Source organism: Kribbella sp. NPDC006257 (assembly GCF_040613535.1).
In the GTDB taxonomy this organism is placed as follows: domain Bacteria; phylum Actinomycetota; class Actinomycetes; order Propionibacteriales; family Kribbellaceae; genus Kribbella.
This window is the reverse complement of the sequence record NZ_JBEXSJ010000001.1, coordinates 428,044-438,895: the sequence shown is the minus strand read 5'-3', so window position 1 is coordinate 438,895 and position 10,852 is coordinate 428,044. Positions and strand designations below refer to the sequence as shown.

8 protein-coding genes and 1 pseudogene are annotated in these 10,852 nt (G+C 68.1%); 6 read left to right on the top strand and 3 right to left on the bottom strand.

The genetic code is table 11. The features are described 5' to 3' along the window. The 5 genes and pseudogenes from ABZ004_RS02010 to ABZ004_RS01990 all read left to right on the top strand — a co-directional run. Positions 1–286 (top strand): annotated as a pseudogene (locus ABZ004_RS02010) (amine oxidase); the annotation flags it as partial. Further along, a complete protein-coding gene (locus ABZ004_RS02005; protein WP_355677892.1) occupies positions 283–1,008 on the top strand; it encodes a DUF1365 domain-containing protein in 726 nt (241 codons plus the stop codon). The pseudogene ABZ004_RS02010 and the gene ABZ004_RS02005, both read left to right, overlap by 4 nt. Continuing rightward, positions 1,008–2,222, top strand: coding sequence for a cyclopropane-fatty-acyl-phospholipid synthase family protein (locus ABZ004_RS02000; RefSeq protein ID WP_355677891.1), 1,215 nt, complete (start codon positions 1,008–1,010; stop codon positions 2,220–2,222). Before ABZ004_RS02005 ends, ABZ004_RS02000 begins: the two co-directional genes overlap by 1 nt. Beyond that, positions 2,219–2,956 carry an SDR family NAD(P)-dependent oxidoreductase gene (locus ABZ004_RS01995; RefSeq protein WP_355677890.1) on the top strand — a complete coding sequence of 246 codons (738 nt, stop codon included), beginning with the start codon at positions 2,219–2,221 and terminating at the stop codon, positions 2,954–2,956. The genes ABZ004_RS02000 and ABZ004_RS01995 overlap by 4 nt, the downstream gene beginning before the upstream one ends. Positions 2,957–3,049: 93 nt before the next feature. Further along, on the top strand, positions 3,050–5,680 hold the full coding sequence (locus ABZ004_RS01990; protein WP_355677889.1) for a family 78 glycoside hydrolase catalytic domain: 2,631 nt from the start codon (positions 3,050–3,052) through the stop codon (positions 5,678–5,680). Between the two features lie 12 nt (positions 5,681–5,692). Here the strand turns inward: ABZ004_RS01990 and trmB are convergent, their stop codons facing one another. The 3 genes from trmB to ABZ004_RS01975 all read right to left on the bottom strand — a co-directional run bounded on the left by trmB (position 5,693) and on the right by ABZ004_RS01975 (position 9,969). After that, complete coding sequence (gene trmB / locus ABZ004_RS01985) at positions 5,693–6,388, bottom strand: tRNA (guanosine(46)-N7)-methyltransferase TrmB (RefSeq protein WP_355677888.1); 696 nt, start codon at positions 6,386–6,388, stop codon at positions 5,693–5,695. A gap of 232 nt (positions 6,389–6,620) precedes the next feature. Continuing rightward, entirely contained in the window at positions 6,621–9,605 is a 2,985-nt protein-coding gene (locus ABZ004_RS01980) for a bifunctional [glutamine synthetase] adenylyltransferase/[glutamine synthetase]-adenylyl-L-tyrosine phosphorylase (RefSeq protein ID WP_355677887.1), read from the bottom strand. A gap of 10 nt (positions 9,606–9,615) precedes the next feature. Next, positions 9,616–9,969: a transcriptional regulator gene (locus ABZ004_RS01975; protein WP_355677886.1), complete on the bottom strand. Its 354-nt coding sequence runs from the start codon at positions 9,967–9,969 to the stop codon at positions 9,616–9,618. Between the two features lie 418 nt (positions 9,970–10,387). Here ABZ004_RS01975 and ABZ004_RS01970 point away from each other — a divergent pair, with 418 nt between their 5' ends. Next, positions 10,388–10,789: a hypothetical protein gene (locus ABZ004_RS01970; RefSeq protein WP_355677885.1), complete on the top strand. Its 402-nt coding sequence runs from the start codon at positions 10,388–10,390 to the stop codon at positions 10,787–10,789. Positions 10,790–10,852: the final 63 nt, after the last annotated feature.

The following is a 10,852-nucleotide window of genomic DNA, read 5'->3' as shown; positions in this document are numbered from 1 at the left end:
GGTTCTGGTGAGCTACTGGATGAACCGCCTGCAAGCACTGGACTCAACGGACGAGCACCTGGTCACACTGAATCCCAACGGCTGGGTCGACCCGGCTTCCGTCGTACGGCGGATGGACTACTCGCACCCGGTCTTCACCAGGGAGTCAGTAGAAGCAGCGCCCGTACTACGGAACGCCGGTGGCCCACGTCTCGCGTTCGCCGGTGCCCACCTCGGGTGGGGTTTCCACGAAGACGGCTGTCGCTCTGGTGTCGAGGCAGCCGCCAAGCTGGGCGGTACCTGGTGAACCTCCCTCTGCTCCCGGCAGTCGTTCCAGGCCGCGTCTCTCATACCCGACGGGTTCCGCTGCGCCACCGGTTCGCCTACCGCACGTACCAGTGGCTGGTAGATGTCGACGACCTCCCGCGTCACGGCGTACTGGCGTCCTTCTCCCCCGCCGACCACCTGGGCTCCGCGGACTGCACTCTCCGCGACAACGTGGCTGCCTTCACTGCCATGCATGGCGTGGTGCTCGAACCGGACGATCGCGTAGTGATGCTGGCGAACGCACGCAGCCTCGGCTATGTGTTCGACCCGCTCAGTGTCTTCTGGTGCTTCACCTCGACCGGCGAGCTTCGCTGCGTCGTACTGGAGATCCACAGCACCTACGGCGAGCGGCACGCACAACTGGCCCGACCAGACACCACCGGAAGGTTCCAGCTAGACAAGGAGTTCTACGTCTCGCCGTTCTTCACAATGCACGGCCGGTACGACGTACTGCTGCGCCTGGACGACCAGCGCGTCGCAGTAGCTATCGACCTGACACAAGCAGAGCACCGGGTGTTCTCTGCAGCGTTCAGTGGACGGCCGCGGCCGGCGCGGACGATGGCGGTTGTTGCCGCGGCACTGCGGACGCCACTGGTGACCTACCAGGTCTGGGCGTTGATCCGTCTGCACGGCATCCGGCTCTGGTTGCGTCGCCTGCCGGTGATCCCGCGACCGCCGCACATTCCTCCGAAGGGAGTCTGATGAGCACACTGCACCTGGTTGCCGCCGATCGTTGGCCGGCCATCGCCCGTACGCCGAACAGCCCCACGCGGGCCGCGGTCGCCCGCCGGATCCTGCGTCGCGCGGTCCGGCAGCTGCCGATCACCGTCGTGCTGCCGGACGGCACCCGGCTCGGCCTGGGTGGACCGGTGATGGAGATAGTCTCCGACGCGTTCTTCCACCGGATCGGCGCGGATCTCAAGATCGGCTTCGGCGAGGCGTACATGGCCGGCGATTGGCGCGCCGGCCGGCGTACCGATCTCGCGGACCTGCTGACCGTCTTCGCGAGCCGGCTCACCGATCTCGTTCCGCCCGCGCTGCAGCGGTTCCGGAAGTTGATCGAACCGCGGCTCGCGGAACAGAACGACAAGGCCGGCGCGCGGCAGAACATCGCACGCCACTACGACCTGTCGAATGAGCTGTTCGCCGCGTTCCTCGATCCGACGATGAGCTACTCCGCCGCCTGGTTCGATCAGGTGGACGATCTGGAGACGGCCCAGGTGCGCAAGATCGACGGCATCCTGGACCTGGCCGGCGTACGGGCCGGTTCGCGCGTACTGGAGATCGGCACCGGGTGGGGGCAGCTGGCGATCCAGGCCGCCCGGCGAGGTGCGACGGTCACCTCGATCACGCTGTCGGCCGAGCAACGCGATTTGGCTCGCAAGCGGATCGCGGAAGCTGGGGTCGACGCGACTGTCGAGCTGCGCGACTACCGGGAGGTCGAGGGGCAGTACGACGCGATCATCAGCGTCGAGATGATCGAAGCGGTCGGCGAGCGGTACTGGCCGACGTACTTCGCGACGGTCGACCGGCTACTCGCACCCGGCGGACGGTTCGGTCTGCAGTCGATCACCATGCCGCACGACCGGCTGCTGGCGACCCGTCATGCGCAGAGCTGGATCCACAAGTACATCTTCCCCGGCGGGCTGATTCCCTCGCTGACCGCGATCGAGCAGATCGCTTCGGCCGCGGGTGGGCTCGCTGTCGAGACGAGGCGGGAGCTCGGTGCTGACTACGCGCGCACGCTGCGGTTGTGGCGGGAGCGGTTCGTCGCGCAGACACCGGTGGTCGCGAACCTGGGCTTCGACGCCGTCTTCCGGCGGATGTGGGAGTTCTACCTGGCGTACTCCGAGGCAGGCTTCCGGGCGGGCTACCTCGGCGTCTCCCAACTGGCTCTGACCAGGAGCACCTCATGAACCTCGCCGGGCGGAGAGTGTGGATCATCGGCGCCTCCACGGGGATCGGCGCGGCGCTGGCCAGAGAACTCGTCGGCCGGGACGTCGCGGTGGCCATCTCCGCCCGGCGGGCAGACACGTTGCGAGCTGTCGCCGGCGACCGGATGGCTGCCGTACCGCTCGACATCACCGAGCCCGATCAGGTGCCGCACGCCTTGGACCAAGTGGTGAAGGAACTGGGCGGGCTCGACATCGTCGTCCTGAGTGCCGGCTACTGGCAGCAGATGGGCGCCGACTTCGACGTCCAGTCGTTCCAGCGGCACCTGGCGGTGAACCTCGGCGGCTTCGCGAACTGCCTCGGCCTGGTGATCCCCTACTTCCGCGAGCAGGGCGCCGGGATGATCGTCGGGATCTCCTCGGTCGCCGGCTATCGCGGGCTGCCCGGCGCGGAGGCTTACGGTGCCACCAAGGCCGCGCAGATCAACCTGCTGGAGACTCTCCGGGTCCGGCTTCGTCCCGACGGGATCGACGTACTGACCGTCTGCCCGGGCTTCGTCGAGACCGAGATGACCTCGCAGAACACCTTCCCGATGCCCTTTATGATCTCGGCCGAGGCGGCGGCACGAGCGATCGCGGACGGCATGGCGAAGCAATCCGCGCGGATCGTCTTCCCGTGGCAGATGGCAGTGCTGATGAAGGTGGCGAAGCTCGTGCCGGATCGGCTTTGGGCGTTGGCTCTCACGCCTCGGTCTTGAGCTGTCCGAATCCGGTCGCGGGTGTTGCCTTCTCCGACGAGGGTACGTACGGTCCTGCGGGATTCTGCCGACTTCTGCTGAGGAGCCTGCCCGATGGCTGACCTGACCGACGACGGCTGGACACCCGGTGGACCGCTGGCGGTGAGCAAGCTCACTGTCGAGTACGCCGAGCAGCCGCTGGGCACCGACGTCGCCCGGCCGCGGCTGGCGTGGATCGCGACTGCCCCGGGATTCGGGGCGACCCAGTCGGCGTACCAGGTGGTGGTTGCTTCCACTCCGGAACTGGCCGCTGCCGGGACTGGGGAGGTGTGGGACTCCGGGCAGGTCGCGTCCTCCGCAGTACAGGTTGCGTACGACGGGCCTGCGCTCGCTGCGCGGACCAGGTACCACTGGGCTGTGCGGTTGTGGGATGGGCTCGACAGAGCTGGACAGTGGAGCCGGCCTGGCTGGTTTGAGACCGGGGTGCTGGATGAGGGCTTCGGGGCTGCGCAGTGGATCGGTGCTGGGACGGAGGCTGCTCCCCTGCTTCGCCGGGGCTTCACTGTCGATCACCCGGTTGCTAGTGCTCGGCTCTACGTGAGCGGGCTCGCCTATGCAGAGCTCCGGTTGAACGGGCAGCGCGTGGGCGACGCAGTACTCGATCCTGGTTTTACTGACTACGACGAGACCGTGCTGTATGTGACGCATGACATCACTGAGCTCCTGCAGACCGGGGAGAACGTCGTCGGTGCAGAGCTCGGCCGTGGGTTCTACGGGATGACCACGCCGAACGTGTGGCGCTGGCACCAAGCTCCGTGGACGGGTGATCCCAGGTTGATCGCGCGGTTGGTCATCACGCATACAGATGGCACAGAGACTGAGCTGGTCTCCGACGAGTCGTGGCGGGTTACTAGCGGCCCGACCTTGTCGGATTCCTTGTACGCCGGCGAGACGTACGACGCACGTCTCGCGCTACCCGGCTGGGATGCACCTGGTTTCGACGACTCTGGCTGGGTCGATGCTGTAGTGCTTGCTGCTCCTCGTGGTCGCTTGAAGGCGCAGGAGCACGAGCCGATCCGGGTTGTCGAAGAGGTGGCTCCGGTGGCGATCACTGCGCCGCGGGACGGCGTACAGGTCTTTGACTTCGGCCGGACTACTGCCGGTTGGGCAAGGCTTCGGGTGACTGCCGCTGCCGGGACGAAGATCAGGCTGCTGTACGGCGAGACGCTGCTGCCGGACGGACTCGTGTCTGCTGTGAACCAGCACGTGGAAGGCAGTCGATTCCAATGCGACGAATACATTGCCTCTGGCAACGGTGTTGAGGAGTGGGAACCGCGCTTCTCGTATAAAGGTTTCCGCTATGTGGAGGTCGAAGGCGCTGAGGTCTCGCTGACACTCAAGGTCATCCACTCCGATGTCCGGTCGGTCAGCCGGTTCGCCGCGAGTGCGCCGTTGTACGAGCGGATCGAGCAGGCGATGCGACGGACCGTGCTGAACAACCTGCACGGCATCCCGACCGACACCCCCGCCTTCGAGAAGAACGGGTGGACCGGTGACGCGCAGGTCGGTGCACCGACGATGGCCGGTCAGCTCGACCTGGCCCGGTTCTTCACCAAATGGCTCGGCGATCTTCGCGACAGTCAGCACGACGACGGGCAACTCCCGGTGATCGTGCCGAGCGGTGGCTGGGGTTTCGAGGAGCTTTCCCCGGCGACCGAGTGGTCGACGGTCTACCCGTTCATCCTGCGCGAGATGCACCGCTGGTACGGCGACGAGCGGGTGCTGGCTCAGCATTGGGATTCCGTACTGCGGTATGTCGACTGGGAGCTCGCCCGGCTCGACGACGGGTTGTCGCTGAGTGTCCTCGGCGACTGGCTCCCACCGGGCTACCCCGGCGGACCGCCACCGGAGGACGGCCGGCTCACCGGTACGGCGTACCTCTACCGTGCCTTGCTCGCGACCGCGGAGATCGGCGAGATCCTTGGGCGCGACGAGGTTTCCAGGTTGCGGAAGTCGGCTTCCGAACTGGCTGACGCTTTCAACCGGGAGTTCTTGGATAGGGCGGCCGGGGTGTATCGGACGGCGAAGGATCCGGAGTACCGGCAGACGTCGAACGCGGTGCCGCTGGCCTTCGCGCTGGTGCCTGCGGACCAGGTTGAGCGAGTGGTAGCAGGCCTCGTCGCCGATGTGGCCGAGCGCGGGTTCCACTTGAACACGGGCTGCCTGGGCGTGGGGGTGCTCCTGCCCGTGCTTACGGCGTACGGGCATGCGGATGTGGCGGCGAAGATCGCGTTGCAGCGGACCTATCCGAGCTGGGGCTACTGGCTCGACGAGGGTGCGGACACGATGTGGGAGATGTGGGAGGCGGATACCCGGTCGCGCAACCACTACTTCCAGGGGACCGTCGTGCAGTGGCTGCTGGAGAACGTGGCCGGCCTGCGGAACGTTTCTGATGGGTGGAAGAAGATTCTCGTTCGGCCGGATGCCACGGCCGAGGTCGATTCGGCGTCGCTGCGGATGGACACGGTGCGCGGGCGGGTCGCGGTGACGTGGCGCCGGATCGGGCGGGTCTTCCACCTCGAGGTGCAGGTGCCGGTGGGCTCGACCGCGACGATCCACGTGCCGTCCGCCGGCGAGGTCACCGCAGTACCGGCCCCGTACGCCGGAGACGCGTCGTTCGACGACGGTTACGCCGTCTACACCGTCGGCTCGGGCCACTGGTCCTTCACCAGCCGGACCTCGTGAGCTTGTCGTTCGCTAGCCGGACTTGGTGAAGATCAGGTCGCGGCAGGGGCGGCCTTCGACCTGGGCGCGGGCCTCGAACTTGGTGACGGGGCGCCACTCAGGACGAGGGGCCCAGTCGGCGTACTGGTTGGTGAGCAGCGGTTCCGCAGTACAGATCTCCAGCATGCGGTCCGCGTAGTCCGCCCAGTCAGTTGCCAGATGCAACGTTCCGCCGGGCGCGAGCCGCGACGCGACCAGCCGGACGAACGGAGCCGTGACGAGGCGCCGCTTGTGGTGCCGCTTCTTCGGCCACGGATCCGGGAAGTAGATCCGCACGCCGTGCAGCGACTCGGCCGCGAGGTGGTCGCGGAGGAAGTCGAGCGCGTCGCCCTTGAGCAGGCGCACGTTCTCCAGATCGTACTTCTCCATCCACAACATCAGCTGCCCGAGCCCCGCCGGATAAACCTCCGCGGCCAGGTGATTCACCTCAGGACTCGCCACCGCGAGCTGAGCAGTCGCGTCCCCCATCCCGGTGCCGATCTCCAGCACCGTCGGAGCCACCCGCCCGAACCACTCGCCGAGATCGACCACCCCGTCGATCTCCTCCAGCCGCCGCCCGACCCCGTCCCAGTTGGTCCGCCAGACCCGCTCCTGCCCCGCCGTCATCCGAACACTCCGCCGGACATGGCTGAACACCCCCGCCTGCCGAACCAAATCCACCGTCTCCACCCCACCACCTTAATTCCGCGCCCCACCACGACCGAATCGCCCGCCACCCCACCAACCCGCTCACCGCGGCCACCCCCTCGGCACCACCCTCTGACTCCCCCCGCCGGCGCTGCCTCGACTCCGCGCCGCGGGGGCAACGGCTCCGACCCACTCTGTGCCCCGTCTGACCGTCCGCCGGGCGCGCGGATGGTCAGGCGGGGCACAAAGTCGCCCCGTCGGCGCCCGCTAGAGGTCAGTCGCCCCAGAAGAGGTGGTCTACGGTGTTGCGGGCTCGGCGGGTGGTGCGGAGGTAGTCGTCGGAGAAGCGGGACGTTTCGCCGGGCGGGTAGCCGCAGATCTGGGCGACCGCGGCGAGATCGCGGGGGTTGCGTGGGAGCGAGTCGTCGGGGCGAGCGCGGACGAGCATGATCGCGTTGCGGATCCGGGTCGCCATCCGCCAGGCCGTGGCCAGTACGTCGGCGTCGCGCGACTGCACCAGCTCCGCCTCGACGGCTGCCCGCAATGCCCCGAGTGTCCGGGTCGTCCGCAGCCCGGGAACGCGATGCGCCTCCCGCATCTGCAGCAACTGCACGGTCCACTCGATATCCGCGAGCCCACCGCGCCCCAGTTTGGTGTGCGTCGCCGGATCGGCCCCGCGCGGCAGCCGCTCGGCATCGACCCGCGCCTTGATCCGGCGGATCTCCATCACATCGCGTTCCCGGATCCCGTTCTCGGGATAGCGCAACGGATCGATCAGCGCCCGGAACGCCTCGCACAACTCCGAGTCGCCACACAGCGGATCCGCCCGCAGCAAGGCCTGCGCTTCCCACACGGCCGACCAGCGCGCGTAGTACGACTGGTACGACGCCAGCGTGCGCACCAACGGCCCCTGCCGACCCTCCGGCCGCAGATCCGCGTCGACCGCGACCGCCGGATCGGCGCCCGGCAAGGCGAGCAGCCGGCGCAACTCGGTGGCGACCTGCGTCGCGAAGTCCGTCGCCGCCTTCTCAGTTGCCCCCGGCAACGGATCGTGGACGAACATCACGTCGGCATCGCTGCCGTAGCTGAGTTCGTGGCCGCCGAACCGGCCCATCGCGACGATCGCCATCCGGGTCGGCTCCTCGGCGCCCTTGGCGATCGTCCGGCGCGCAACCTCGAGCGCCGCGGTCAAGGTCGCGACCGAGATCGTGGTCAGCGCCTCTCCCACCACCTCGACGTCGACGAGTCCGGAGAGATCGGCCGCTGCGACCCGGAACAACTCCCGCCGTCGTACGGCGCGGATCGCGGCCACCGCCGCCTCGGCCCCGTCCTTGCGACGACCCGCCGCCGACATCTCGGTCAGCAGCGCCTCGGGCGTCCGGGGCGTCAACTCGCGCTCGTCGGCCAGCATCGCCGTCGCTTCGGGAGCCCGCTGGAGCAGATCCACGGCGTACCGGCCACTCGCCAGCAAATGCGCGAGTCGCTCGGCCGAGGCGCCTTCGTCGCGGAGCTGACGCAGGTACCACGGCGTCGAGCCGAGCGCGTCCGAGATGGTCCGGAACGCGAGCAACCCGGCATCGGGACCGGGTGATTCGGCGAACCATCCGAGCATCGCCGGCAGCAAGGCGCGCTGGATCGACGAACGCCGCGAAACGCCCTCGGACAGCGCCTCGATGTGCCGGAGCGCGGACGCAGGATCGTCGTACCCGAGAGCAGTCAGCCGCTGCTTCGCCGCCTCCGGGGTGAGCCGCACCTCGCCGCCCGGGATCCGCGCCACCGCCGAAAGCAGCGGCCGGTAGAACAGCTTCTCGTGCAATCGCCGTACTTCGAGGCCGTGCTTCTTCCACGCCGCGGTGAGGTCCGCGACCGGATTCTTGGTGAACCCCAACGATCGACCGAGGCGGCGCAGATCGTCGTCATCGTCCGGGACCTGATGCGTCCGCCTGAGGCGATACAGCTGGATCCTGTGCTCCATCGATCGCAGGAATCGGTAGGCGTCCGCGAGCACCGCGCCGTCGGTGCGCCCGACGTATCCCGAGTTGGTGAGCTGCTCCAGCGCGATCAACGTGGTCCCGCTGCGCACCTTTTCATCGCTTCTGCCGTGCACCAATTGAAGGAGCTGTACGGCGAACTCGACATCCCGCAGACCACCAGGGCCGAGCTTGAGTTGGCGGTCCGCGTCGGCGGCCGGGATGTGGTCGACCACGCGGCGGCGCATCGCCTGGACGTCGTCGACGAAGCCGTCCCGGTCCGCGGCCGACCAGACCAGCTCGCCGGTCTTCTCGGCGTACGCGCGGCCGAGTTCGGCATCGCCGGCGATCGGGCGGGCCTTGAGCAACGCCTGGAATTCCCAGGTTTTCGCCCAGCGTCCGTAGTACGCGAGGTGGCTGTCGAGGGTGCGGACGAGGGGGCCGGATTTTCCCTCCGGGCGGAGGGCTGCGTCGACCGGCCAGAGGGTGCCTTCGGCGGTGTGCGCGGAGCAGATGCGCATGGCGGCCGAGGCGAGTTGGGTCGCTGTTTTGAGGGCCGGGGCCTCCGGTTCGCCCTCCAGTGGCTCGGCGACGAACAGGACGTCCACATCGCTGACGTAGTTGAGTTCCCGGCCGCCACATTTGCCCATGGCAACGATTGCCAGGCGGCAGTCGGCGGCACCGGGATGCGCTTTGAAGAAGTCGTTTCTGGCGATGTGCAGTGCGGTTTGCAGTGCTCCGCCTGCGAGATCGGCCAGTACTGCGGCGGTCTCGTCGACCAGCAATCCCTCGGCGAGGTCGCGGGCCGCCAATCTCAGCAGAAGGCGCCGGTACTCGACCCGTAGCGCGTCCATCGGATTCTCCGCGTCCACCGCCGTCGCCAGGCACGCAGCCACGTCGTCGGGTGTCGGTCGCGCCGCGGCGAGGGCGGGATCGGCCAGGTCGTACCAGTGCCGCGGGTGCACACTCAGATGCCTGCCGAGCGCTTCGCTGGCACCCAGTACGGCGGTCAGCCGGCGCCGGAAGTCGGCATCCAGATCCAGGGTCCGCGCGAACGCGCCGAGATCGAACCCGTTCTGCTGGAGCGCCTCGGCCATCCCGAGCAATCCGGTCAGCGCGAGATCGGGATCAGCCGACTCCGCGAGCGATGCGACGACCTGCTCGCTGCCCATCCGGTGGTGCGGGTCCAGGGCATCGAGTTGATCCAGCAACACCGAAGCCCGGTGCGAATCCGCGAACCCGGCTCGCGCCAGCCGCCCCTCACCCGAAACCCTCCGAACCTCAGCCACACCTGTCAGGCTATCTAGTGCGGTCGATGGACTCGTGGTGCACCGGCTGGTCGGCTTCGGAAATGACCAGTGTCTCGAGCAGATCCTGGAGGGCTTGAACCTCGCGGCGCAGGGCGGTGCGGCCTGCGCGGGTGATCTTCGCCCAGGTCCGAGGCCGGCGGCCGTCGATCACCTTGTCGACCTGGACGTACCCGGCCGACGCCAACGCCTCCAGATGCTTGCCGAGGTTGCCGTCCGTCACGCCGAGGGTGTTCTTCAGATGCCCGAAGTCGGCCCTGGCGACACCGGCCAGCACAGTCAGGATCCCGAGCCGGACGCGCTGGTGCACGTCGTCGTCGAGCCGGTGGATCGGATGCTCGCTCATCGCCTGACCTCCCGTGGGCTCCTCAGGCCTGCCCGGCACAGCGGGGAACTCTGCAGGACAGAGTACCAACGCAGTACGGCGTACCGCCGAGAGCACGCCCACAGCAACCGTTTCCTTCCCGACTCCCTGGTGGGGGGGCACGGCTTTATGGCTTGGAGCTTGAGGCTTGGACAGGAAGTGGTGGGTCGGGACATGTCAATTTCCTGTTCGAACCCACCGGATCCTGTTCAAGGTTGCCAGGCGGGACGGAGATCTCGGGTGACGCACGGTGATATTGCGGGGTGATTGCGGTCAACACACGGAGTGGTCTGGCATATTCGGGCTGTAGTCGGCATGATGGCTGGCTATGGTCATGATGACGGGGTCGCTCGCTGTTCGGGGCACGGTGGTCTGGTTGACGCCCCGGCAGGGTGGGCGAGTGTCCGGGCCGCCCGAGCCGGACTACGACTACGACTACACCGCAACCGCTTACCTACCACCGCGCTCACCCGAGGACGGCCAGGCAGGCATCGCCTTACGCCGCTTCGCCCCAGGCGCCTGGCGTACGCCGGCCGAAGGCATCCTCGTGCCGGCCAAGGGCAACCGCGCCCAACAAGTGGTCCCCGGCGGAATCGTGGTCATCACCGAAGGCGTGCGCCCAGTCGGCCTCCTGACGGTCGAAGAAGTCCACGCCCTGGCCCCCGACGGCACCGCCGTAGTCGAGCCCAAGCTCGACCTCCCCGGCCTCACCACCGTCGCCCCACTCCCCGACGTGGACTCCCCCTACCGCCACTCCACCGCCGCCGCCCGCTGGTCCACCCCAGACCACGCCGCCAGCTGAACCACCCCGCGCCCAACTCACCCCGCGCGCCTCCGAGCTCCCCTTGCGTCCGGAGCCCGACCA